General features: G+C 65.4%; 21 protein-coding genes and 2 tRNA genes. 10 read left to right on the forward strand and 13 right to left on the reverse strand.

All coding sequences use genetic code 11. The features are described 5' to 3' along the window. Nucleotides 1-84: 84 nt before the first annotated feature. Together ACQZF9_RS13475 and ACQZF9_RS13480 are read left to right on the forward strand one after the other, a co-directional pair. On the forward strand, nucleotides 85-1,401 hold the full coding sequence (locus tag ACQZF9_RS13475; protein ID WP_428309482.1) for an alkaline phosphatase PhoX: 1,317 nt from the start codon (nucleotides 85-87) through the stop codon (nucleotides 1,399-1,401). An 89-nt stretch (nucleotides 1,402-1,490) separates the two neighbouring features. Next, complete coding sequence (locus tag ACQZF9_RS13480; RefSeq protein WP_428309483.1) at nucleotides 1,491-3,458, forward strand: alkaline phosphatase D family protein; 1,968 nt, start codon at nucleotides 1,491-1,493, stop codon at nucleotides 3,456-3,458. Between the two features lie 85 nt (nucleotides 3,459-3,543). Here the strand turns inward: ACQZF9_RS13480 and ACQZF9_RS13485 are convergent, their stop codons facing one another. Continuing rightward, the gene (locus ACQZF9_RS13485) at nucleotides 3,544-5,208 is read right to left on the reverse strand and encodes an alkaline phosphatase D family protein (protein WP_428309484.1); all 1,665 of its coding nucleotides are present in this window, start codon (nucleotides 5,206-5,208) and stop codon (nucleotides 3,544-3,546) included. A gap of 222 nt (nucleotides 5,209-5,430) precedes the next feature. Here ACQZF9_RS13485 and ACQZF9_RS13490 point away from each other — a divergent pair, with 222 nt between their 5' ends. Continuing rightward, nucleotides 5,431-7,098: an alkaline phosphatase D family protein gene (locus ACQZF9_RS13490; RefSeq protein WP_428309485.1), complete on the forward strand. Its 1,668-nt coding sequence runs from the start codon at nucleotides 5,431-5,433 to the stop codon at nucleotides 7,096-7,098. A gap of 30 nt (nucleotides 7,099-7,128) precedes the next feature. On the opposite strand, the gene ACQZF9_RS13495 is transcribed toward ACQZF9_RS13490, so the two are convergent. From ACQZF9_RS13495 to ACQZF9_RS13515, 5 genes are all read right to left on the reverse strand, one after another. Next, nucleotides 7,129-7,560, reverse strand: coding sequence for a hypothetical protein (locus ACQZF9_RS13495; RefSeq protein WP_428309486.1), 432 nt, complete (start codon nucleotides 7,558-7,560; stop codon nucleotides 7,129-7,131). Between the two features lie 114 nt (nucleotides 7,561-7,674). Then, a complete protein-coding gene (locus ACQZF9_RS13500) occupies nucleotides 7,675-8,289 on the reverse strand; it encodes an exonuclease (protein WP_428309487.1) in 615 nt (204 codons plus the stop codon). A 245-nt stretch (nucleotides 8,290-8,534) separates the two neighbouring features. Beyond that, nucleotides 8,535-9,632 (reverse strand): hypothetical protein, encoded by a 1,098-nt coding sequence (locus tag ACQZF9_RS13505; RefSeq protein ID WP_428309488.1) that lies wholly within the window; start codon nucleotides 9,630-9,632, stop codon nucleotides 8,535-8,537. Between the two features lie 11 nt (nucleotides 9,633-9,643). After that, nucleotides 9,644-10,330, reverse strand: a complete 687-nt coding sequence (locus ACQZF9_RS13510; protein ID WP_428309489.1) for a hypothetical protein — start codon at nucleotides 10,328-10,330, stop codon at nucleotides 9,644-9,646. Between the two features lie 277 nt (nucleotides 10,331-10,607). Then, nucleotides 10,608-10,684, reverse strand: a tRNA-Val gene (locus tag ACQZF9_RS13515). Nucleotides 10,685-10,796: 112 nt separating this feature from the next. Between ACQZF9_RS13515 and ACQZF9_RS13520 the strand changes: the two genes are divergently transcribed. Then, entirely contained in the window at nucleotides 10,797-12,053 is a 1,257-nt protein-coding gene (locus ACQZF9_RS13520) for a putative Na+/H+ antiporter (protein WP_428309490.1), read from the forward strand. An 84-nt stretch (nucleotides 12,054-12,137) separates the two neighbouring features. Here the strand turns inward: ACQZF9_RS13520 and uvrB are convergent, their stop codons facing one another. Then, nucleotides 12,138-14,204, reverse strand: coding sequence for an excinuclease ABC subunit UvrB (uvrB, locus tag ACQZF9_RS13525; protein WP_428309491.1), 2,067 nt, complete (start codon nucleotides 14,202-14,204; stop codon nucleotides 12,138-12,140). Nucleotides 14,205-14,471: 267 nt separating this feature from the next. Here uvrB and ACQZF9_RS13530 point away from each other — a divergent pair, with 267 nt between their 5' ends. Together ACQZF9_RS13530 and ACQZF9_RS13535 are read left to right on the forward strand one after the other, a co-directional pair. Further along, complete coding sequence (locus ACQZF9_RS13530; protein ID WP_428309492.1) at nucleotides 14,472-15,656, forward strand: pyridoxal phosphate-dependent aminotransferase; 1,185 nt, start codon at nucleotides 14,472-14,474, stop codon at nucleotides 15,654-15,656. A 140-nt stretch (nucleotides 15,657-15,796) separates the two neighbouring features. Beyond that, nucleotides 15,797-16,573, forward strand: a complete 777-nt coding sequence (locus ACQZF9_RS13535) for a ferredoxin--NADP reductase (RefSeq protein WP_428309493.1) — start codon at nucleotides 15,797-15,799, stop codon at nucleotides 16,571-16,573. Nucleotides 16,574-16,658: 85 nt separating this feature from the next. Here the strand turns inward: ACQZF9_RS13535 and ACQZF9_RS13540 are convergent, their stop codons facing one another. After that, on the reverse strand, nucleotides 16,659-17,561 hold the full coding sequence (locus ACQZF9_RS13540) for a LysR family transcriptional regulator (protein ID WP_428309494.1): 903 nt from the start codon (nucleotides 17,559-17,561) through the stop codon (nucleotides 16,659-16,661). Nucleotides 17,562-17,637: 76 nt separating this feature from the next. On the opposite strand from ACQZF9_RS13540, the gene ACQZF9_RS13545 reads away from it, so the two are divergent. The 3 genes from ACQZF9_RS13545 to ACQZF9_RS13555 all read left to right on the forward strand — a co-directional run bounded on the left by ACQZF9_RS13545 (nucleotide 17,638) and on the right by ACQZF9_RS13555 (nucleotide 19,527). Next, nucleotides 17,638-18,294, forward strand: a complete 657-nt coding sequence (locus tag ACQZF9_RS13545; protein ID WP_428309495.1) for an RBBP9/YdeN family alpha/beta hydrolase — start codon at nucleotides 17,638-17,640, stop codon at nucleotides 18,292-18,294. Between the two features lie 23 nt (nucleotides 18,295-18,317). After that, entirely contained in the window at nucleotides 18,318-19,334 is a 1,017-nt protein-coding gene (locus ACQZF9_RS13550) for a zinc-binding alcohol dehydrogenase family protein (RefSeq protein ID WP_428309496.1), read from the forward strand. A gap of 117 nt (nucleotides 19,335-19,451) precedes the next feature. Beyond that, nucleotides 19,452-19,527: transfer RNA gene (locus tag ACQZF9_RS13555), tRNA-Asn, on the forward strand. 215 nt (nucleotides 19,528-19,742) lie between these two features. On the opposite strand, the gene ACQZF9_RS13560 is transcribed toward ACQZF9_RS13555, so the two are convergent. Beyond that, nucleotides 19,743-20,408: a carbonic anhydrase gene (locus tag ACQZF9_RS13560; RefSeq protein ID WP_428309497.1), complete on the reverse strand. Its 666-nt coding sequence runs from the start codon at nucleotides 20,406-20,408 to the stop codon at nucleotides 19,743-19,745. Between the two features lie 299 nt (nucleotides 20,409-20,707). Between ACQZF9_RS13560 and ACQZF9_RS13565 the strand changes: the two genes are divergently transcribed. Beyond that, nucleotides 20,708-21,214 (forward strand): DUF2846 domain-containing protein, encoded by a 507-nt coding sequence (locus tag ACQZF9_RS13565; protein WP_428309498.1) that lies wholly within the window; start codon nucleotides 20,708-20,710, stop codon nucleotides 21,212-21,214. Between the two features lie 152 nt (nucleotides 21,215-21,366). Here ACQZF9_RS13565 and ACQZF9_RS13570 read toward each other — a convergent pair whose 3' ends face one another. From ACQZF9_RS13570 to ACQZF9_RS13585, 4 genes are all read right to left on the reverse strand, one after another. Continuing rightward, entirely contained in the window at nucleotides 21,367-21,528 is a 162-nt protein-coding gene (locus tag ACQZF9_RS13570; protein WP_428309499.1) for a hypothetical protein, read from the reverse strand. A gap of 89 nt (nucleotides 21,529-21,617) precedes the next feature. After that, nucleotides 21,618-21,812 carry a hypothetical protein gene (locus tag ACQZF9_RS13575; protein WP_428309500.1) on the reverse strand — a complete coding sequence of 65 codons (195 nt, stop codon included), beginning with the start codon at nucleotides 21,810-21,812 and terminating at the stop codon, nucleotides 21,618-21,620. A gap of 133 nt (nucleotides 21,813-21,945) precedes the next feature. Then, the gene (locus ACQZF9_RS13580; protein WP_428309501.1) at nucleotides 21,946-22,767 is read right to left on the reverse strand and encodes a shikimate 5-dehydrogenase; all 822 of its coding nucleotides are present in this window, start codon (nucleotides 22,765-22,767) and stop codon (nucleotides 21,946-21,948) included. Next, nucleotides 22,764-23,750: a LacI family DNA-binding transcriptional regulator gene (locus ACQZF9_RS13585; protein WP_428309502.1), complete on the reverse strand. Its 987-nt coding sequence runs from the start codon at nucleotides 23,748-23,750 to the stop codon at nucleotides 22,764-22,766. The genes ACQZF9_RS13580 and ACQZF9_RS13585 overlap by 4 nt, the downstream gene beginning before the upstream one ends. Nucleotides 23,751-23,900 lie beyond the last annotated feature (150 nt).

A 23,900-nucleotide genomic window follows, 5' to 3' on the forward strand; every position in this document is an offset into this window, starting at 1 on the left:
CGCTCCTACAGGCGACGATAACGAGTCATTTACCTGCAACGCAGCCCGCATAATCTGAGCGGCTGTCATTCCTCGGGGGGAACCATGCCGGTCGCGACCAACTTCAACAAGCGTCAGCAGCGTCGCGGCCTGACGCGACGCGAAATCCTGCAGTCGAGCTTCGTCGGCATGGGTCTGCTCAGCATCGGCGGCGGCCTGACCGCCTGCGGCGGCAATGGCGCGACACGAGACGGCAGCGGCGGCACCGGCCGCCTGAGCTTCCCGCCGCTGTCGACAACACCCGACGCCAACGGCCTGCTGATTCCCCAGGGTTTCAGCAGCCGCGTGATCGCGCAGGCCAACCAGGTCGTCGGCAATACCGGCTTTCGCTGGCATACCGATCCCGATGGCGCGGCAGTGTTCGCTGCGCCCGACGGCGGTTGGGTTTACGCCAGCAATCGCGAGTTCCTGCCCGGCGGTGTCGATGCGATCCGCTTCGATGCCAATGGCGACATCGTCGACGCCTACAACATCCTGCCGGGCCTGCTGACGCGGCTGAATTGCGGCGGCGGCGTCACGCCCTGGGGCACCTGGATGTCAGGCGAGGAATACGATCTGGGTGTGATCTGGGAATGCGATCCTTTCGACACCACGGCGCGCAATGTCACGCGCTGGAGCGGACTCGGCACGTTCTACCACGAGGCCGTCGCGGTGGATGCGACGACGAATACTTTTTACCTGACCGAAGACCGCCCGGACGGCCGCTTCTACCGCTTCGTGCCGGACAGCGCCAACGTCGGCGCCCGCCCCAGCGAAACCGGCAAGCTACAGGCGCTGCGCGTGCTGAGCAGTGACGACATCAATGCCGAAGGCGCGCGCGGCCCCTGGCCTGTCGACTGGCTCGACATCCCGAACCCGAATCCGATCGGCCTGCTGCAAGGCGGCATCCTGATCGGCCAGACGCCGACACGGCATCAGGTGGCCGAGACCACCGCGTTCAATGGCGGCGAAGGCATCTGGTATCAAAAGAACGTGGTGTACTTCACCACCAAGGGCGACAAGCGTGTCTACGCGCTGGACGTCACCGCGCAGACCTTGGAAGTGCTCTACGACGACGCGTCGTCGCAGCCCGACCCGGTGCTCGATTCGGTCGACAACGTGGTGATGACGCCGGGCGGCGACATCGTCATCGTCGAGGACAAGACCGAGGCGAATCAGCAGGCGGTCGCGATCAAGACCGACGGCAGCATCGCGGCGATGGTGCAGCTGGTCGATCACGAAGGCTCGGAGGTCACCGGTCCGGCATTCTCGCCCGACGGCCGCTTCTTCTACTTCAGCTCGCAACGCGGCCCCGGCAACGGCAAGGGCACCGGCACGGCCGGCATCACCTATGCGGTGGAAGGACCGTGGTTCCAGGTTTAAACGGTCATTCCCGCGCAGGCGGGAATCTGGTCTTTAAACACCGCAGTGGATCCCCGCTTTCGCGGGGATGACCAATCAAAAGGGACGCCATGTCGCCACCGATCGATAGACGCGATTTTCTGCGCAGCGCTGCCGCTTTGAGCATTGCGCCGCTCACCGCGACGCTCAGCGCCTGCGGCGGCGGCAACAGCGGTGACGGCGAAAACGGCGAGCCTGCGCCGACCGGCAATCTGACCGAACCCGCCGGCTACGATTTCCCGCTGGTACTGCCGATGCCGTTCGCGCACGGCGTCGCCAGCGGCGATCCGCTGAAGGATCGCGTGATCATCTGGACGCGCATCACCGAGAGCACGCCGTCGGCGGCCAGCATTCCGGTGCGCTGGAGCGTGTCGACGACGCCGGGCTTCACCGGCGTCATCAGGTCCGGCACGCAGAGCACCAACGCCGATCGCGACTGGACCGTCAAGGTCGATGTCACCGGCCTCAAGGCCGCGACGACTTACTACTATCGGTTCGAGGCTTTCGGCCGCACCTCGATCGTCGGCCGCACGCGCACCGCACCGGACAGCGCGGTATCGTCGCTGCGGCTCGCGGTGCTGTCCTGCTCCAGTTACTGGTCGAGCTACTGGAGCGGGCTGTCGCATATCGCCGATCGCAACGATCTGGATCTGGTGATCCACTGCGGCGACTACATCTACGACTTCGTCGACGAAGACGAAGGCGTGCGTGCACGCAAGGACGAGAAGGACACCGCCAAAGTCGATTATCGCGACTGGCTGAATCTGGCCGAGCTACGCCGCCGCTACGCGCTGTGGCGTACCGACCCGAACAATCTGCGCGCGCACCAGCAGCATCCCTGGTTCATCGTCTGGGACAACCACGACCTCGACGAAAACTACGGCAACGAGCTGGCGACGCCGTTCGACGATCAAACGAGCACGACCACGCTGGCCGACACCACGCGCGTGTTCTGGGAGTGGACGCCGTCGCGGCCGGTGAAGGCCGACGGTTCCGGTGATTTCATTCTGGTGGACGACGGTTCTTATCCGGAGCCGGCCGACACCTTTCTGGTGTGGCGACGGCTGCGCTATGGCCCACTGCTGGACCTGTTCGGTGTCGACACGCAGATCGGCCTGCCCAGCCACGGCCTGAGTCTGGACAGCAGCCATCTCGCGTCGGGCAACAGTCTGATGGGCCGCCAGCAGTTCGAATGGCTGACCGGCGCGATGCGCGAATCGGCACAGTCCGGCGTGACCTGGCGGCTGGTCAACAACCAGACCTGGATAGCGCCGGCCGACATCCCCGACATCGTCGACGGCATCGCCACGCCGAAGCTCGGCATCAGCCGCTGGAGCGACTACGCCGATGAGCGCGCCGCGCTGTTCTCGAATTTTCGCGGCGACAACGACGCCGGCGAGCGCGTGCGCAACACCATCTTCGTGTCCGGTGACGCTCACGGCAATCTCGGCTCCGACCTGATCGAAAGCACGGCGCTGCTCGGCGCCTACGTGCCCGGCGTGCCGCTGCCGAATCCGCGCAGCGGCTCGACGATCGCCAATACGCTGGCCGGTTACGGCCGCTTGAACACCGGCAATCTGGGGCCTGTGAATTTGCGCGCGATGTCGGTCGGCGTCGAGTTCGCACCGAGTTCGATGGGCCGCGGCGGCGCGGACGAGCTGGTCGCCAACGCGCTGCAACTGCCGGCCGGCTCGCTGCCGACGATACTCGGCGCCCGCGCCATCGAACTGGCGCTGATCGCCGGCAACAAGAACATCCAGTTCGTCGAGTGGGTCGACCACGGCTACGGCATCGTCGATCTGAACGAGCGTCGCGCGATTTTCGAATACTGGTGGCAGGACAAGCTCACACCGGATTCGCCCGACGTGCTGGGGCGGCAGATGGTCAGCTGGGCGTCGGAAGACACCAGCCGGCTGATCGGCCGGTTCCAGGATCAGATCGATGATGTCAGCGCACATCAGCTGGCATTCGGCGCGACGCACGGCACCCGCGTATCGGAGCCGGCGCCGCTGGATTTGGCACTGCTGTTGCCGCGCTAGCGTTATCTGTAGGAGCGGACCCTGTCCGCGACTGAGGCTTCAAGGGCACAGTCGCGGACAGGGTCCGCTCCTACAAGGGCAGCGATCACGGCGCCGGCAGCGGCGCCGTCGCGATCGGCGAAGAAGCCTCACTCGCCGCCACCAGCTGCGTCGTCCCGCTCGCGACGGTAAAGCTCGCATTCAGAGCCTGCTCGTCGTTGCGCACGGTCACCATCGGCACCATCCAGAACTCCGCCTGCAGGCGCTCGGGCGTGACGTCGACCAGCACGTAGCCGTTGAGCGTGTTCTGGTAATACTTCAGATGTGGATTGGTCAGGCGCAGCAGCTGCTCCGCCTGTGTCTGGGTACGCGTGACGACCGCGGTGGCGCCGTTGCCGGTGGGCTGGTCGCCGCGCGAGGTGATCGAGGTGGCGACGAATTCGACGGCGCTGGCACCGTCGCCGGTGAAGGCGTTGTAGCCGACGCCGTTGGGATCGGTCGTGACCTCGAACGCATAGGCCTCGTGCGCGTCGCCGGTCATCACCACGACGTTGTCGCGGCCGGCGATCATCTCCATCAGGCGCAGCCGCGCCGGATCGTAGCCGTCCCATTTGTCGTTCGACAGATACAGCCCGCCACCGCCGAGCGCACGCGGCGCGCCCAGCAGCTTCAGCGGCGACAGGTAGATCTGGTTGCCGATCAGCTGCCACTGCGCCGTGTTGTTCGTCAGTCGATCGGCGACCCAGGCTTCCTGCGTCACGCCGAGGATTTGCCGCGTTTCATCGGCAAAAGCACCGGTTTGGGTGAACACCGGCACGGTGTCGCCAAACAGCGTGTTCGGCGCGACCGGCTGATCGCGGCCGTAGTGGCGCGCGTCGATCATCGTCAGGTCGGCCAGATCGCCGAAGCTGAAACCGCGCCAGACCCGCGACGCATCATTCGCATCCGGCGCCCGTATCGGCAGCCATTCGAACGCGGCCTGCATCGCGACGCGGCGGCGCGTGGGGTAGTCACCGTCGGTCGCAGGGTCATGCCCTTCGGCGCCGTCGCGCCAGGCGTTGTTGCAGACTTCGTGGTCGTCCCAGACCCAGATCATCGGATGTTGACGATGCAGTTCCAGCAGATCGGGGTCGCGACGATATTGCGCATAGCGCTGGCGATAGTCGGCCAGCGTGATGATCTCGTAAGCCGGCTCGTGCGGCCGCACCTGATCCTGCGCGCCGTTCTCGTAGATGTAGTCGCCGAGATGCACGACCGCATGCAGGTCATTGCGCTCGGCAACGCGGCGATAAGCGTGGAAATAACCGGCGACATAGTTCGCGCAGGTGACGAACACCAGCCGCAGCCGGTCGAGCTTTCCGGCCGGCGCGGTGCGCGTCCGGCCAACCGGCGACCGCTGCGTCGCCGACTCGAACTGGTAGTAGTAGGCGCGGTCCGGCTGCAGGTCGCGCAGGTCGAGCTTGATGGTCCAGTCGCGGTCGGCGCTGCTGCCGACGATGCCGTCGCTGATGCGGTTCTTCATCGCCGGATCGCTGGCGATGACATAGCGGATGCGCGTCGTCGTCTCGCCCGGCGAGGCCGGCAGCGCGCGCGTCCACAGCATCACCGCGTCCGGCAGCGGATCGCCGCTGGCAACGCCATGGCTGAAGCTCGCGTCGCTCAGCCCAGGATCGGAACCATCACCATCGCCACCGCTGCCACAACCGGACAGCAGGCTGACCAGGCTGGCGCCGGAAGCGATGACGAAGGCACGGCGGGTGATCGGTGGCATTGCATGCGCCCTGCAGAAAACCACCAGCTTCGCCGTGCCAGATAACAGGTTCGTGAAGGCGAGCCGCAAAAAGCGCCGAAACCGCTGGGAAATACGACCCAAGCCTGGCCCATGTCACATGCCTGCCACGCGAGCGACACAAACTGCGCGCATTCGCAGCCCGCCCACAGGCTATTGTGGTGCCACAGGGCAGCGTCACTTATTTCTTTTGGGGATTGATCGATGGGCTCACCGACTCGGGGCCGCCGCAAGGCGCGCCGTCGCGGCATTTCGCGTCGCGATTTTCTGCGTGGCGCCGGTGGTTCCGCACTGGCGCTGTCGGCCGCGGCGCTGGCCGCCTGCGGCGCGGGCGGTGGCGGCGGGGACGACGGCAGCGGCGTCAATCCTTTCCAGCACGGCATCGCCAGCGGCGATCCGCTGCCCGACGCGATCATCTTCTGGACGCGCGCGACACCGACGGCCGGCGAGAGCATTCCGGTGAACCTGCAGGTCTATGCCGATCCGCAACTGAAGCAGAAGATCGGCAGCAGCAAGCAGACCGCCAGCGCCGAGCGCGACTGGACGATCAAGATCGACTTCAACGGCCTGTCGCCGTCGACGACCTACTACTACCAGTTCGAAGCGCGCGGCTTCAAAAGCGCGGTCGGACGCACGCGCACGGCGCCGGAGGCGAATGCCGTCGTCGATCGCCTGCGCATCGCCGTGGTCAGCTGCGCCAGCCTCGCGCACGGCCTGTTCAACGTCTACGGCGCGCTGGCCAAGCGCGCCGATCTCGACGTGGTCCTGCATCTGGGCGACTACATTTACGAATACGGCAGTGGTGAATACGGCACGGCGCGCGAGTACCAGCCGGCCAACGAGATCGCGTCGCTGTCCGACTACCGTACGCGTCACGCCCAGTACAAACAGGACGCCAACCTGCAGGAGCTGCACCGGCAGAATCCGTTCATCACCGTTTGGGACGATCACGAAACCGCCAACGACAGCTATCGCGACGGCGCCGAAAATCATCAAGGCGACGAAGATGAGCCCGACTGGTTCCTGCGCAAGGCCAACGGCCAGAAGGCCTACGACGAGTGGATGCCGATCCGCCTGCCGACGCCGGGCGACACCAACCGGATTTTCCGCGAGCTGGCCTACGGGCGGCTGGTCGACCTGGTGATGCTGGACACGCGGCTGTATGCGCGCAGCCTGCAGTGCGAGCTGCAGGCGCAGCTCACCTGCCCTGACGACACGACGCGCTCACTGGCGGGCGCCGAGCAGCTGGACTGGCTGGAATCCAGGCTGAAAACCTCGACCGCGAAGTGGAAGCTGATCGGCCAGCAGGTGATGTTTGGCCAGCTCAAGATCGCCGGCACGCCGGAGCTGATCGCGGCCGGCGGCGTGTACCTGAACATGGACCAGTGGGACGGCTACCGCGCCGATCGCAACCGCGTGTTCGACCTGATCGAGAACAACGGCATCAGCAACGCGGTGGTGCTGACCGGCGACATCCATTCGAGCTGGGCGATGGACCTGAGCCGCGACCCGAACAATCTGCTGGTTTACCGGCCCGGCCTCGGCCCCATCGAAACCGCCGGCAGCCTCGCGGTGGAATTCGTCGCGCCGTCGGTGACCTCACCGGGCCTGGACCAGCTCGCGCCGATCCAGGATGTGATCCGGCTGCTGAATCCGCATATGAAGTACGTCGATCTGTCCAAACACGGCTACGTGCTGCTCGACATCACCGACGAGCGCTGCCAGGGCGAATGGTGGTACGTCGACACGATCGCCACCGACAGCCTGACGGAAGCTTTCGGCACGGCCTGGCAGGCGGCCGACGGCAAGAACTATCTCGCCGCCGGCGCCCAGAGCACGCCGCGCGCGGATGCGCCGGCATTCGCTGGCTAGCGTCCCTGGGTCGTCAATCCGCCTGCTGAGCTAGGCGAGCGCGCTGCGGCGACGGTTCTCGCCGCGCCAGCCGCCGGCGCTGCCGCCGCCGTGACGCGCACGTTGAATCTGTAGCGCGCGGTCGGCAGCCTGGTGGCGCAGCCGCAGGCCCAGCGTCAGCTCACCCGTTTCGGCCGGCAGCTCGGCAGACAGCAAACTCACCATCGGCTCGCCGGCCGCCTGGCTGAACTCCAGCAAGCCCAGCTCGACCGCCTCGTCCAGCCCGGTTTCCAGGTCGCCGCGGCGGAAGCCGGAGGCCGGCCATTCCTGCACCAGATCCGCGTACGCGAGCTGGCCGCCGATGTAGACGCCATAGCGCTTGTAGATGTCGAGCAGCGCCAGCACGAAAGCGCGCCGCGGCGGGCCCGCGACGGTCTGCGTGCTGCCATTCAACACGCGCCACACCGACAGGTTATTCAGCATCGGAATCTCGTATCGTTATTTTAATTGAAGTACGACCCAAGCTAGACGAGCGCTTGTAGATATACCGAAACGGGCGACCGGCGCAGCGAGCCGCACGCCGAACGGCGCGGCCGCCTAGCGCAGCAGCGTCTCGAAGTCGCCGCGTCGCCGGTCGCGGCGACGGCGCTCGGCGAGGATGTTGCAAAACAAGGCGCCCTGCTCGATCGCGTCGTCCAGCGCGATATGCGTGTGCGGCGGCAGATCGACGAACCAGCGTCGCGGCATGTAGTGCTTGCCGCTCTCGACGAAACTCGCGCCGCGCGCGCCCATCACATAGCTCTGGATGTCCAGCGACGACTGCCGGAACGGGCTTTCGCCAGCAAAGCGCATCAGATACCAGTAGGTGAACATGAAGTCGAAGCCGGCCGGCAGCGCGACGAACACCGGCGTACCCGGCAGCTCCTTGAGCCAGCGTACATAGGCCGGCATCACCTGCTCCGGCGGCTGTGGATCGCGCCTGCAAGCCGCCCAGGCCTCGGGCTCGCTTTCCCAGAACGCGGCGGTACGCAGGTGGGCGCTGGCGTCCGGCAAGGTCAGCAGGTTGGCGGTGAAAGTCGCGACCAGCGTCTTGTCGGCGCGATACGCGGCCGAGCCGATGCTCAGCATCGAATGCGGCCCGGGAATCGGGCCGTCGGTCTCGACGTCGGTGCTGACGTAGATTTCGTACTGCCCGCCTTCGTCGTCGCTCATCGCCGGCCTGCATTCGGTAGCAGCGCCTCAGCTGGTCCGGTCATTCGAGCTCCCCGACTCGATTATTGATCCCGAACTATAGCGCTCGAGCAGGCCCGGCGACGGCCCTGGCGTTTGCCGGCGACCGGCCGCGGTTTCAATGCCCGTGGTCGCGACCCGTGGAATCGCCCAACGGGTTTTCCGCATTGGCGTCTTGCGGACGCACGAAGTAGCGGCTCCAGTGCGTGTCCATCATCGGCTCGTCCTCATCCCGCGGCAGATGATGGAAAGCCAGGCCATACCACCAGATCCGCACCCGACAGCGATTCGCCGTTGACGAAGGCGCTGAGGTTGTCGGCGCAGCCGTTGATCGTCGGGTTGTGCGAGGCGAAGTTCTCGCAGGGCTTGTAGCTCGTGGCGTAGACCTCGCTCTGCGTGAAAGGCTCGTAATCCGGGCCGTGGAAAAGATGCGCGGGATCGGCCTCCAGGTGATACGAAATGGCGTGGCCGTCGCTATTGCGGATCACCTTGTCCTTGACGCGCCACGAGCGGAAATCATCGGGCTTGACGGTGCGCGCGGCCTCGGTGGTGAACTCCTGCGCCTGCAGCAGGCGCGTCTCCAGGCTGCTGTCCTCGGGTGGAAACTGCAGCTCTTCGAAAGCGTCGTTGTCGACGCCACCGAGATCGAAATCCAGCCGCCAGTAGAAGTTGTGCACGTGCGAGATGCCGTACTTCACCTGGCCCAGCGGCCAGCCGTACTTTTCGCCCCGGGCCGGGAACGGCGTAAACCGCTGCAGATGCCCGGAGGCGCCGGCCGCGAACTCCAGCGAGCCGTCGCCGTGGAAGCCGTATTCGAAAATGTAGTTGTACTCGCCGACGTGCGACACGCTGAACAGGTACAGCGCCTGACCCTGGATCGCCTGCGTGTAGTACTTCACGTCGTAGCCGGTGGCGCGCGTCTGCTGGCACAGCACCGCCTTGCCGTTGGACGACAGCAGCTTGCCGTTGGGGCAATCGTCGGCCGCCAGCGTCGCCATGTCCTTGGCGGCGCCGAGGCCGTAGTCGGTCTCGTCGTGAAAGCGGGCGCCGTTGTCGTCGTAGGGCACGTGAATCTGCGCGGGGTTCATCTGCGCCAGAATCAGCAGTGGACTGGCGCCGGGCGCGGTGTAGGTCACGTCGTGAAACACGATGCCCTCGCGCCAGCGCAGCTCCCAGCACATCGACCAGCTCGAGCCGTTGGCGAGTTTGACGTTGACCTGATAGTCGACCGAGCAGGCGGGCGCCGGCGGTGCCGCCTGTGCGCGGTGCATCCACGGCAGCAACAGCAGCAGGGCGAACGCGATACGAAGAAAAGTGGCGGCCATGATCGGAGCCCTCACGGAGCGAAGCTGGTCATGCCGACGGCGGCGCCGCGCGACAGGTCGACGATCGGCAGCAGGTTCACCAGCATGCCGTCGCGCGACGTCAGCAGCAGCTGCATGCAGCGGCGCAGCCCGCAGTCCCGCGCCGCGCCGGCAGCGGCGCCGGGATGCGCGTCGGCGCGGAACACCAGCGCATCGGACACCAGATCGCCGGCACCGCTGAGCTTGCGGCCGGTGGAGCGGTAGTATTCGTCGCGAATCTGCGGCCCGAGCTTGCTGTCGCCGAGCGCCAGGGCCAGCGAAGCCGTGCCCTCGTTCTCGGTCGGTGGCAGCTGCACCTTCTGCGCGGTGAACACCGAATCCACCGCGTTCTTCGGCAGGTTGACCACCGCCTGCAAAAGGCGGTCGCTGTCGTAGAGATAGAGGTAGACGTCGGCGCGACGCAGCGTCGGCGATGCGGCAAACGCGGCCTTGTCCTCCTGGTGACGCTCCACCATCAGCACTTCGCTGCGCTTGGCCTGGCTCAGCGGGCCGGCGACGCGCGCATCGGCGCGCGCCAGCTTCAGCGCCAGCGATTGCTCGTCGCCGGACAACGGGTCATAGCCGGTGCGCGTGGCTGCGAACGCCTGGCTCGCCGCCAACAAGACCGCCGCGGCTAGCAGCGCCCCCCACGGCACTGCATTACTGATGCTGTTCCCCATCGATCGACTCCCCAGTCGGCGCCCCCAAAGGCAGCGGGATCACGACAGCACCGCGCCGCGACCCCCTGCAACGACAGAATGGCCGATCGGCCCGACAGGGTAATGAGGGAATCCCCGGGGCTTCTCGCTCCCGGCGCGGAAGCGCCGGTTTTCGTAGCACCCACGAAAAAGCCCGGCACTGAGCCGGGCTTCTGTGCAACAGGCTGCGTCGTTAGCAGTGCCCGCCTGGCGACGGTCACGCGTGAAGCAGCCGTAACTGATTTGATTGCCTACCAACTGGTAGGCGCGAGAGGACTCGAACCTCCGACCCCCACCATGTCAAGGTGGTGCTCTAACCAACTGAGCTACGCGCCTGCTGAACCCTGCAGGGGCGCGAAAGATACAAGGCCGGCGAAACTTAGGCAAGCCGTCTTCGCATAAACTTTCGCGACACTCATAGAAACCGCTGCCAGCGGACTGCCAGGGAATGCAAGCCAGCCTGCCTGAAATGGTCGGTACCGCGCTGTTCGCGGTCGCGATCGTCCATACCTTTGTGGCCTCACGTTTCGAGCGGCTGGCGCAGCGCCACCCCGCGCATGCCGGCGTCTGGCATCTGCTGGGCGAGGTCGAGACCGTGTTCGGTTTCTGGGCGCTGCTGTTCGTGCTGTTCCTCGCCTTCCACACCGGCACCCACGAGGCCGTGCGCTATCTCGAAGGCCTGAGTTACACCGAGGCGATGTTCGTGTTCGTGATCATGGTGATCGCGGCGAGCCGGCCGGTGCTGGTGCTGGCGCGCGGTGCGATCGAGGCGCTGGCGCGGCTGCTGCCCGGCCCTTACAACGTGACGCTGTATTTCGTGATCCTGGCGCTGACACCGCTGCTGGGCTCGTTCATCACCGAACCGGCGGCGATGACCCTGGCCGCACTGCTGCTGCGCGACAGCGTGATGGCGCAAACGGTATCGAACCGGCTGCGTTACACGACGCTGGGCGTGCTGTTCGTCAACGTGTCGATCGGCGGCACCTTGACGCCCTACGCTGCCCCACCGGTGCTGATGGTCGCCGGCACCTGGGGCTGGGACATCAGCTTCATGCTGCAGACCTTCGGCTGGAAGGCGGCGCTGGCCACGCTGGTCAACGCGCTGGTCGCGACCGCGCTGTTGTACCGAGAACTGGCGGCGCTGCCGCAGCAGGCGCGCAGCGCCGCCAGCGGCGTGCCGCTGGCGCTGAGCGCGGTGCACCTGCTGTTCCTGGTCGGGGTGGTCGCGTTCGCCCATCACCCGGTGGTGTTCGGCGGCCTGTTCCTGTTTTTTCTCGGCGTGACCCATGCCTACGAGCGCTACCAGGACCGGCTGATCCTGCGCGAAGGCCTGCTGGTCGGCTTCTTTCTCGCCGGCCTGGTGACGCTCGGCGCGCAGCAGCGCTGGTGGCTGCAGGATCTGCTGGCGATGCTCGATCCGCAGGCGCTGTACTACGGCGCGACCGCTCTGACCGCGATCACCGACAACGCAGCGCTGACCTACCTGGGCTCACTGGTCGAAGGCATCGACGATCAGTTCAAGTACGCGCTGGTCGCCGGTGCGGTGACCGGCGGCGGCCTGACGGTGATCGCGAATGCGCCGAATCCGGCCGGATTTTCGATCCTGCGCGAGCGCTTCGATGGCGGGGTGATTTCGCCGCTGGGGCTGTTCGTGGCGGCGCTGGCGCCGACTTTCGTTGCGATTCTGGCGTTTCAGCTGCTTTGAGAGGCCTGAAGTCGCGGGCAAGCCCGCTCCTACAAGTGAGCAACCTTTTGTAGGAGCGGGCTTGCCCGCGACCGACGATAGGACTCACGCCGCGTTGATCAGCGCCGCCTCGCGCAGGCGGCGGATTTCGTCGCGCAGCTGTCCGGCCTTTTCGAACTCCAGGTTCTGCGCGGCCAGCTTCATCTCCTTCTCGAGCTTGCTGATGCGCTTGCCGACCAGCTCGGGGCTGGCGATAGCCTCGTAGACTTTCTTCGCCTCGGCCGCGCGCAGCACTTTCATGTCGGCGACACCGTCCTCGTAGCCGAGGCGCATCACGTCGGCGATGCGCTTCTGCACACCCTTGGGCGTGATGCCGTGCTCGGTGTTGTACGCAACCTGCTTGGCACGGCGTCGGTCGGTTTCGTCCAGCGCCTTGCGCATCGAGCCGGTGACCGAGTCCGCGTACAGAATCGCCTTGCCGTTGAGATTGCGCGCGGCGCGGCCGATGGTCTGGATCAGCGAGCGCTCGCTGCGCAGGAAGCCTTCCTTGTCGGCGTCGAGCACGGCGACGAGTGACACTTCTGGAAGATCGAGACCTTCACGCAGCAGGTTGATGCCGACCAGCACGTCGAACACGCCCAGGCGCAGGTCGCGAATGATTTCGGCACGCTCGACGGTGTCGACGTCGCTGTGCAGATAGCGCACTTTCACGCCGTTTTCGTGCAGATAATCGGTGAGGTCCTCGGCCATGCGCTTGGTGAGAACCGTGATCAGCGTGCGCTCGCTCTTCTCGACACGCAGACGGATTTCGCCGAGCACGTCGTCGACCTGGCTGCGCGCCGGGCGGACTTCCACCGGCGGATCGATCAGGCCGGTCGGGCGCACCACCTGCTCGGCGATCGAGGTGCCGGACTTCTCCAGCTCGTACGGGCCCGGCGTCGCCGACACGTAGATCAGCTGCGGCACCAGCCGTTCCCACTCCTCGAATTTCAGCGGCCGGTTGTCCATCGCCGACGGCAGGCGGAAGCCGTATTCGACCAGCGTCTCCTTGCGCGAACGGTCGCCCTTGTACATCGCGCCGATCTGCGGAACGGTGACATGCGATTCGTCGATGACGACGACCGCGTCCGGCGGCAGATAGTCGAACAGGCAAGGTGGCGGCTCGCCCGGCCCGCGGCCCGACAAATACCGCGAGTAGTTCTCGATGCCGTTGCAGTAGCCGAGCTCCTGGATCATCTCCAGATCGAAATTCGTGCGTTGTTCCAGCCGCTGCGCCTCGATCAGCTTGCCGTTGCTCTGGAAATACTTCAGGCGTTCCTGCAGCTCGTCCTTGACCACGTCGAACATCGACACGACGCGCTCGCGCGGCGTCACGTAATGGCTCTTCGGATAGATCGTGTAGCGAGGCACTTTCTGCCGCACCTCGCCGGTCAGCGGGTCGAAGATGCTGATCGACTCGATCTCGTCGTCGAACAGCTCGACGCGCACCGCCTCCATGTCGGACTCGGCCGGGTGGATGTCGATGATGTCGCCGCGCACACGGTAGGTGCTGCGGTCCAGCGCCATTTCGTTGCGCGAGTACTGCATCGTGGTCAGCTGGCGGATCAGCTCGCGCTGGCCGATGCGGTCGCCCTTGACCAGGTGCAGCACCATCTTGAAGTAGCTCTCGGGATCGCCGAGGCCGTAGATCGCCGATACCGAGCAGACGATGATCGCGTCGCGCCGCTCCATCAGCGCCTTGGTCGCGGAGAGCCGCATCTGCTCGATGTGATCGTTGACCGAGCTGTCCTTGTCGATGAAGGTGTCGGTGCTCGGAACGTAGGCTTCCGGCTGGTAGTAGTCGTAATAGCTGACGAAGTACTCGACCGCGTTGTTCGGGAAGAACTCCTTGAACTCGCCGTAGAGCTGCGCCGCCAGCGTCTTGTTCGGCGCCATCACCAGGCAGGGCCGCTGCACCTGCGACACCACGTTGGCGATGCTGAAGGTCTTGCCCGAACCGGTGACGCCGAGCAGGGTCTGGTGGGCGACGCCGGCGTTCAGGTTTTCGACCATGGTCTTGATCGCGGTGGGCTGATCGCCCGCCGGTGCCCAGTCCGCGGCGAGGTGGAACAGCTCCTCGCGGCGATGCTTGAGCCGGCGGTCCTTGAGTTCGTCGCGGGGGGCTTCTTTCATGGTTCCAGTCTAGACCAGCGCTGCGGCGGGTCGGTTCGAAATCTGTCAGCAGGGAACGGCCTCAACCGCCCTGCGTTCGTCCCGAGTAGCCGCAACGCGGCGTATCGAGGGATCGGATCGGACTTCGAGCGCGATCCGGTCCCTCGATACGGCCCTTCGGGCCTACTCGGGACGAACGGAGAATGCAGGATTATCTGGGCGTTTACCCGGTATTCCAGTATCATCGCGCGCCCGAATTCACCCCCTCCGTCAACACCAGGAATCGCCGTGGAATTTGCCCTGTCCCAGCGCGTGGGCCGTATCAAGCCCTCACCTACCCTCGCCGTCACCGCCAAGGCCGGCGAACTCAAGGCCCAGGGCCTCGACGTGCTGTCGCTCGGCGCGGGCGAGCCGGACTTCGACACGCCCGAGCACATCAAGGAGGCCGCGCGTGGCGCGCTGGCGCGGGGCTTCACCAAGTACACGCCGGTTGGCGGCATCCCCAGCCTGAAAGCCGCGATCATCGCCAAGATGAAGCGCGACAACGGCCTGGACTACAAGGCCAACCAGATCCTGGTGTCCACCGGCGGCAAGCAGGCCTGCTACAACCTGTGCCAGGCCTACCTGAACGCGACCGACGAAGTGATCGTGCCGGCGCCGTACTGGGTCAGCTACCCCGACATGGTGCTGCTCGCCGACGCCACGCCGATCATCATCGAAACCACGCAGGCGGCGCGCTTCAAGATCACGCCGGAGCAGCTGGAGCGGGCGATCACGCCGCGCACCAAGATGATCTGGCTGAACTCGCCGTCCAACCCCTCCGGCATGGCCTATTCCAAGGCCGAGCTGGCCGCGCTCGGCGAGGTGCTGCGCCGGCACCCGCAGGTGCTGATCTGCTCGGACGACATGTACGAAAAGATCCTGTGGACCGGCGAGCCCTACAGCAACATCATCAACGCCTGCCCGGATCTGTACGACCGCACCGTGATCATCCACGCGGTCAGCAAGACCTATTCGATGACCGGCTGGCGCATCGGCTGGGCCTGCGGCCCGGCCAAGCTGATCACCGCGATGAACGACATCCAGTCGCAGTCGACCTCCAACCCGAACTCGATCGCGCAGGTCGCGGCCGAGGCGGCACTGAGCGGCGATCAGGGCTGCGTCACCGAGATGGTCAAGGCGTTCAAGAGCCGCCACGACGCGCTGGTCGCCGATCTCAACAGCGTGCCCGGCATCAGCTGCGCGCCCGGTGACGGCACCTTCTACGTGTTCCCGAACGTCGACGGCCTGATCGCCAAGCTCGGCGTCAAGGACGACCTGGAGCTGTCCGACCTGATGCTGCAGAAGGCGCTGGTCGCACTGGTGCCGGGTTCGGCTTTCGGTACGCCCGGCCATGTGCGCCTGTCCTTTGCCACCAGCGAGAAGGTGCTCAAGGGCGCGGTCGAGCGCATCCGCGCGATGGCGGTCGGTTAAAGCAGTTTTAATTCGCAGGTAACACCGGCAACCCAGCCCGCCGCGTAGTCCATATTGGCGACACGCGGCGGCGCCAGGTGTTCCACAATGGGTTTCCAGGGGACAGCCCCCGAAACCCCTTCGATCAAGGCACAACAGCAATGGCGGCCATCGGCAAAGAAAAGATTCTCAGCGTGAGGCACTGGAACGACACGCTGTTCAGCTTCACCGCGACGCGCGACCCGGCGCTGCGCTTCGAGAACGGCCACTTCGTGATGATCGGCCTGGAGGTCAACGGCAAGCCGCTGATGCGCGCCTACTCGATCGCCAGCGCCAACTACGAAGAGAACCTCGAGTTCTTCAGCATCAAGGTGCAGAACGGCCCGCTGACTTCGCGACTGCAGCATCTGAAAGTCGGCGACGAGCTGCTGGTGTCGCGCAAGCCCACCGGCACGCTGGTGCTGCACGATCTGAAGCCCGGCAAGCATCTGTACATGCTCAGCACCGGTACCGGCCTGGCGCCGTTCCTGAGCTTGGTGAAAGACCCGGAAACCTACGAGCGCTTCGAGAAGATCGTGCTGATCCACGGCGTGCGCTACGTCAACGAGCTGGCCTATGCCGAGTTCTTCAAGCAGGGGCTACGCGAGCACGAATTCCTCGGCGAACAGGTCAAGGAAAAGCTGATCTATTACCCGACGGTGACGCGCGAGGAGTTCCAGAACACCGGACGGCTGACCGACCTGATCAACAGCGGCAAGCTGTTCAGCGACATCGGCCTGCCGCGCTTCGACCCGGCCGTGGACCGCGCGATGATCTGCGGCAGCCCGAGCATGCTCAAGGACAGCAGCGCACTGCTCGACGCCCACGGCCTGCACATCTCGCCGCATATCGGCCAGCCCGGCGACTACGTGATCGAGCGGGCGTTCGTCGAGAAGTAGAGCGCGGTGATGGCGTCGGTCGCGGACAGGGTCCGCTCCTACAGATTCAACGGATCGTAGGAGCGGACCCTGTCCGCGACCGCATTCAGCCGCCGCGAATCCTCACCTCCAGAAACTCGCTCAAGGCCCGCACATTCGGCGACAAATGCCGCCGGTGCGGATACACCAGGTTCAGCGGCACCGACACCGTCTGCCAGTCCCCGAGCAGCGCCAGCAACCGCCCGCTCGCCAGATCGTCGGCAATATCGATGCGCGACTTGTAGGCCAGCCCCAGCCCTTGTATCGCCCACAGCCTCACGACTTCGCCATCATTGGCATTGCGGTCGCCGCTGACCGTGATCTCCAGCGACTCCTCTCCGCGCGCGAATCGCCACAGCCGGTGCGGCAGGCCGTCGAGGTGAAAGCACAGACAGTTGTGCCGCGCCAGATCCTCGGGCCGCTGCGGTGCGCCGTGTTCGGCGACGTAAGCCGGGCTCGCGCAAAGCACGGCGTGCTGGTCCAGCAGCCGCCGCGCAACCAGCGACGAGTTTTTCAGCTCGCCGTAACGCAGTGCCACGTCGATCGGCTCGCGAAAAATGTCGGCGACGTCGTCGGACAGCAGCAGTGACACCGTGAGCCGCGGATGCAGCAGCTGGAATTCATCGAGCCAGCGGCGCAGCGCATTGCGGCCGATGTCCGATGGCGCCGCCACGTGCAGCGCTCCGCTGAGTTCCTCGCGCTGCACCTGCACCGCCCGCGCGCCTTCGGCCAGCGCGTCCAGCGCCTGGCGGCAGTAGGCGTAGTAGCGCTCGCCTTCCGGGGTCAGCCGCAGGCTGCGCGTGGAGCGCACCATCAGCCGCGCGGCCAGCCGCGTTTCCAGCCGCTTCAGCGCGGCGCTGGCTGCGGCCGGCGCCAGGCCGAGCATGCGGCCGGCCTCGGACAGGCTGCCGCTGTCGGCAGCGCGGACGAAGATTTCCAGCTCGGTCAGAGGCAGGTTGGTCAGCGCCATCTTCAAAAATTATTAACAAGTCCTGGCAACATCAGCCGCATTATTCGGCATGGCTTCCGAATATAGACTGCCACACATGAAATTACCCAAGCCCATCGCGCTGCTGCTGGCCAGCCTCGGCCTGATCGCGAGCACCACCGGCCTCGCCGCCGAAGCCGGCAGCAGCCTGCGCGGCAAACAGGTCACGATCGTCCACGGCTACATGGCATCGCCTCAGGACCACTGGTTTCCGTGGCTGAAGGCGAAGCTCGAAGCCGAAGGCGCCGAGGTCGATGTGCTGTCGCTGCCGGACTCGGCCCATGCCCGGGCCGATGCCTGGCTCGGCTACCTGCAGGCCAATATCCGCCAGCCCGACGCGAACCATTACTTCGTCGCCCACAGCCTCGGCTGCATCAGCTTGCTGCGCTATCTCGGCGGCCTGCCCACGCAGACCCGCATCGGCGGCTTCGTGCTGGTCTCGGGCTTCGCAGATTCACTGAGCTTGTTGCCGCAACTCGATGAATTCACAGCGCAGCCGCTGGACTATCGCAAGCTGATCAGCATCGCGCCGAGGCGCGTCGCGATCGCCTCCCGCGACGACGGCATCGTGCCCTACCGCCAGACCGCGGCGTTGAGCCGCAGCCTGAAAGCGCCGCTGCTCAGCGTCGCCCACGGTGGCCATTTTCTCGGTAGCGAGGGCCATACCCAGCTGCCCGTCGTCTACGACCAACTTCTCAGCATGATCCTTCACTAACTTCGCCTTTCCGGAGAAACCAGATGAAAGCCATCGCCCTTACCCGCTACCTGCCCATCACCAACCCGGAATCGCTGGTGGATGTCGAGTTGCCCAAGCCGGAGGCCTCGGGCCGCGACCTGCTGGTTCGCGTCGAGGCGATCAGCGTCAATCCGGTCGATACCAAGGTGCGCTCGCCCAAGGACAAGGTCGAGCCGGCGCCGAAAGTGCTGGGCTGGGACGCGGCCGGCGTCGTCGAGACGGTCGGAGCCGACGTCACGCTGTTCAAGCCCGGCGACGCGGTCTATTACGCCGGCGAAATCGGCCGGCCCGGCAGCAACGCGCAGTTCCAGCTGGTCGACGAGCGCCTGGTCGGACGCAAGCCGCGCACGCTGGACTACGCGCAGGCCGCCGCACTGCCGCTGACCACGATCACCGCCTACGAGGCGATGTTCGAGCGCCTCGGCATCAGCGTCGACGGCGCCGACCGCGGCAAGAGCCTGCTGATCATCGGCGCCGCCGGCGGCGTCGGCTCGATCGCGCTGCAGCTGGCCCGGCTCGCCGGGCTGACCGTGATCGGCACCGTCGGCCGCGCCGAGACGCGCGAATGGACCGCGTCGCTGGGCCTGGAGCTGAGCATCGATCACGGCCAGCCGCTGCCGGAGCAGCTGTCCGCCCTCGGCCACGCCGAGGTCGACTACGTGCTCAACCTCAACAACACCGACCGCTACTGGGACGTCATCGCCGAGGTGCTGAAGCCGCGCGGCAAGGTCTGCAGCATCGTCGAGAACAGCGGCCCGCTGAACCAGGCCCCCTACAAGACCAAGAACCTGACGCACGCCTGGGAGCACATGTTCGTGCGCGGCGTGTTCAAAACCGCCGACATGATCGAGATCCACCACCTGCTCAACCGGGTCGCCGACTGGATCGACCAGGGCACGCTGAAGCCGACCCTGACCGACCGGCTGGCGCCGATCAACGCCGCCAAGCTGCGCGAGGCGCACATGCAGCTTGAGACCGGGCGCACGATCGGCAAGCTGGCGCTGATCGGATGGTCTTGATTGCGGTCGAAAATTAGCCGAAATCGCGCTTGACATCGCGGCAATGCCGCCTTTGATCCTGCGATCGAAGAAAAGCGTTGCGACCCACGCCGGAACTCCTTAGAATCCGCGGCCCGTTCCCTGGTAGCTCAGTCGGTAGAGCAAGTGACTGTTAATCACTGGGTCGGCGGTTCGAGCCCGTCCCAGGGAGCCATCTAATTCGGTTTAGATACAACGATGCCCAGCCTAGCGCTGGGCATTTTTGTTTGTGCGGTCAGGTCCGAGAAAAGGCTGCCCCTGAACTTATTCTCCAACGCTTTGCGGGACGGATCGAGTAGACGATTGCAGCTCGGCGAGCAAGCACAGCGGCGGCCAACGACCGTCCGACGTAAGGCAGGACGTGTCTGAGATGAGCGTGACCAGGCTGGATCAATTGCCCTGATCGCGCTGGATCGCTTCGGTCAGCGGAACAAAGCGGTTGAGCTGTTCATCAAGGACCATCACCTGTCCGTCGCCGATGCCGTAAATCCAGCCTTGCAGGTTCAACGCCTTGTTGGCGAGTGCGGCGGCTACGGCTGGATGCGTGCGCAGATGCATCAGCTGCAGGCGAATGTTCTCTTCGACCAGTGCCACGACCGCTTCGTTGCCTTCGAGATTCCGGGTAAACATCGCGCTCTTGGCAGCCTGGGCGTTCCGCAGCCAGGCCTCGACGGTCGGCAGATCTTTCGTGGAGTTGGGGTTGAGCAGGCCTTTCATGGCGCCACAGTCGGTGTGCCCACAGACCACGACGTTGCGGACGCGGAGCACCATCACGGCGTACTCCACGACAGCGGAAACACCACCGAGCATTTCGCCGTAACCGGGCACGATGTTGCCGATGTTGCGGCAGACGAAGAGTTCACCCGGCTGGGTCTGGGTGATCATCTCGGGAACCACGCGAGAGTCCGCGCAGGTGATGAACAAGGTATGCGGGGCCTGACTATCGGAGAGCTTGCTGAACAGCTGGCGGCTCTCGGGAAAGACTTTCTGGCTGAATTCCTCGACGCCTCGCAGAAGGCTCTGCAGGCTGTCATCGCGCGACGTGTCACGAGTCATATCTTTACCTGTGAAACCGAGCCTACGCGGGCTGCAAGGCCTCGGAGACAGCATGCTAAATCAAGGCGCGAAGCCACGGAATCGGTGGGGATAGGGCGCGCGAGTGTAAAAGCGCCGCGAGAACGGCGGTCAAGCGCCGCCGCCGATCATGCCGCACCGGCAAAATCTTCCGTCGCAGCGCGCCAAACCTGACTCGAAGCGGGAACCTGCAGCTACCGCCCCAACCGCCTCTGATGGCAACATGCAACGGGCGAGCCTCTAGGGGATAGGGGCCATAAACGCTCTGACATGGGGACACCTTGAAAACCATTCGTTTGGCGGCGCTCTTTAGCGTCTTGACCCTTGCTGCGTGCGGCGGAGCGTCAGGGCCGGCGTTCAAGCCGGAGGCAAGCCCCGCTCGCGGCTATGCCACGGTCTACGTGTATAGGCCAGATGGAATGATCGGCATTCTGTCGTCGCAGGCCCGCTTCCTCAACATCGATGATCGACAAGTTGCTCGCCTGAAGCTCGGGGGCTATATCGCCCTGCCGACGACACCAGGGCCGCACACGATCACATCGACTGACTTCTCCACATTCGGAGACGCCAATACCGGCAAGGTGATGGCATCAGCCCGATTCACGATGTCGACAGGAAGCGTACGTTACTTTCGATACACGGAAGGCTTTAAGTCGCTCACTGCAATCCCGATCAATGGAACCGTCGTCTTCACGGGCGATGGCGAATACCACTTCGAAGAAGTGACGCCACAAGTTGCGATGAAAGAACTCGAAGATACCAAACAGCTGGAGCCTTCGGAGCGGTGAGAGTTAGTGGGAACCCGAGTCCCATTTGAACGACGCTGCCTGAAGGAGCCTGTTCAGTAGGCACTTGCGGAAACCTTCAGGCTTTCGTGACGCGGATTGAGCCGGATACAAAAATGCCCGGCATCAGCCGGGCATTTTTTTCACTTACAGGCCTAGTCCTGCTTGCGGATCTTGAGGCCGAACACGCCGGCGCAGAGCAGGATCATCACGCCGAAATACAGGGCGATCCAACCAACCGGGTCGTACCCGGACAGGCAGAGCAAGAAACAGCCGTAAGCGGTCAGCACAACGCCCAAACCTGCTGCAGCGAGCATCCGTTTCCTTTCGCGATCGGCTATTGAGCCAAGGGGAGCGGGAGTGTAAGGCGCCGCGGCGGGCGCGCAAAGCCTGGGGGCCGGGCGGATCAGGGCGGGCTCGGCGGTGGCTGCGGCGCCGCTGGGCCCCGATCCATCCACAGCGCGAAGACGGCGAAAGCGGCCAGTTCAAGGCCGCAGAACAGGCCGATTGCGCCGACGACCGGGTGTTCCAGCGAAATCAGCTGCGCGCCGAGCACCAGCAGCGTCAGCCCGCTCATGAAGGCATGAAAGATTGCCGACATCGCTCGTCTCCTCGAGTCCCTGTCGTGTCATCGGCCGGCTCATTCCGTAAGGCCGGCTACCTGAACCGAGCTTAACCCGGACGGCGCTTCGTGTCGCTTTCTTTACACATCGCGGCGCCGGCCCCGCGCCGCGCTAGCCGCCGGCGAAGGCCGCTGCGGCCCGAACCTGTGCCTCGCTCGGCCGCATGCCGGTGTAAAGCACGAACTGTTCTAGCGCCTGCAGCACGATGACGTCGTGGCCGGTGATCACGCGCTTGCCGCGTGCGCGGGCCGCGCGAATCAGCGGTGTTTCGGACGGAATGGCGACGACGTCGAACGCGATCTCGGCGGCGTCGATCGCCTCTTCGGCGAACGCCAGGTCCGCGCTTTCGGCGCCGCCGGCCATGCCGACCGGCGTGACGTTGACCAGCAGCAGCGGTCTCAGATCGCCGAGCTGCGGCTGCCAGCGATAGCCGCAGACCGCGGCGAGGCTGCGGCCCGCCGGCTCGTTGCGCGCGACGATCACGCCGTGCTCGAAACCGGCGTCGCGGAACGCGGCCGCCACCGCCTTCGCCATGCCACCGCTGCCGCGCAATGCGAAGCGGCTTTGCGGCGAAATCGCGTGGCTCGCTATCAGTTTCGCGATCGCGATGTAGTCGGTGTTGTAGCCGCGCAGATGGCCGTCGTCGTTGACGATGGTGTTGACCGATTCGATCGCGCTCGCCGACGGCGTCAGCTCGTCGATCAGCGCAATGCAGGCTTCCTTGAACGGCATCGAGATCGCGCAGCCGCGGATGTTCAGCGCGCGAATGCCGCCGATCGCGGCCGCGAGGTCCTTCGTGCTGAACGCCTTGTAGACATAGTCCAGTCCGAGCGACTCGTACAGATGATTGTGGAAGCGCGAGCCGAAGTTGCCGGGCCGCGCCGACAGCGACATGCACAGCCGCGTGTCGCGACCGATAGCCGGTTTGCTCATGAGGCCGCTGCGGTCGAGCCGCGAACGATACAACGACCGCTGAGCACGACCTTACGCACCGGCAGCGCCGGCGTCTGCAGGCGCTCGAACAGCAGCGACATCGCGGTGCGGCCGATGTCTTCGACCGGCTGTTCGATCACCGTCATGCCGGGCTCGACCAGCTCGGTCCAGCTTTCGTTGTCGAAGCCGGCGACGGCCAGGTCCCGCGGAATCTGCAGGCCCAGGGCCCGCGCGGCCTTGATCACGCCGATCAGCAGCAGGCTGTTGCTGACGACGATCGCGCGCGGCCGGTCGGCTTGCGTCAGCCAGGCGGCGACTTCTTTCTGCGCTGCCTCGGCGCTCGGCGCGACCGCGCGAAACTGCGGCTGCAGGCCATGCCGCTGCATCGCCGCGACATAGCCTTCGCGGCGCTCGGCGCCGGTGCTGCTGGCATTGCCGAACAGGCCGCCGATGTCGCGATGGCCGCGCTCGACCAGATGGCCGACCAGCTGCTCCATCGCGTCGCGATTGTCCAGCACGACGGCGTCGTGCAGGCCGGCGGGGCCGGCGCGGTCGATCAGCACCACCGGAAAATCCATCGAGCGCCGCGGCAGCTGGTCAACGGTCGCGCGCGTCGGCGCGAACACCAGGCCGGTGATGCGCTCCTCCTGCATCAGGCCCAGGTACAGCGCCTCGCGCTCGGGGTCTTCGTCGGTATTGCACAGGATCACGCGCATGCCGGCGCGATAGGCGCTGTCCTCGACCGCGCGGCTGACCGCGGTGAAGAACGGATTACGGATGTCGGCGACGATCAGGCCGATGGTGCCGCTGTCCTGCGAGCGCAGGCGCCGCGCCGCGAGGTTGGGCTTGTAACCGGTGGCGCGCACCGCCGCGGCGACCTGCTGGCGCAGCTCGTCGCTGACCGGCCCGCGACCCAGCGCGCGCGACACGGTCGCCGGCGATACGCCTGCCGCCCTGGCCACGTCCTTGATGCTGACACTCATATTGCAATCGTTTTCAGCTTTAGATGCCCAATTTCTGCACATTTCCAGCAGCATGGCAAGAACAACGAGCATTTTCCTTGACAGAGGCACTGAAAACGTTTTCATATAGGCGTCATAAGAGCCGCGTCGCAACGCGATCGGCCCCACCGA

The organism is Hydrocarboniphaga sp. (assembly GCF_965279055.1).
Taxonomy (GTDB): domain Bacteria; phylum Pseudomonadota; class Gammaproteobacteria; order Nevskiales; family Nevskiaceae; genus Hydrocarboniphaga.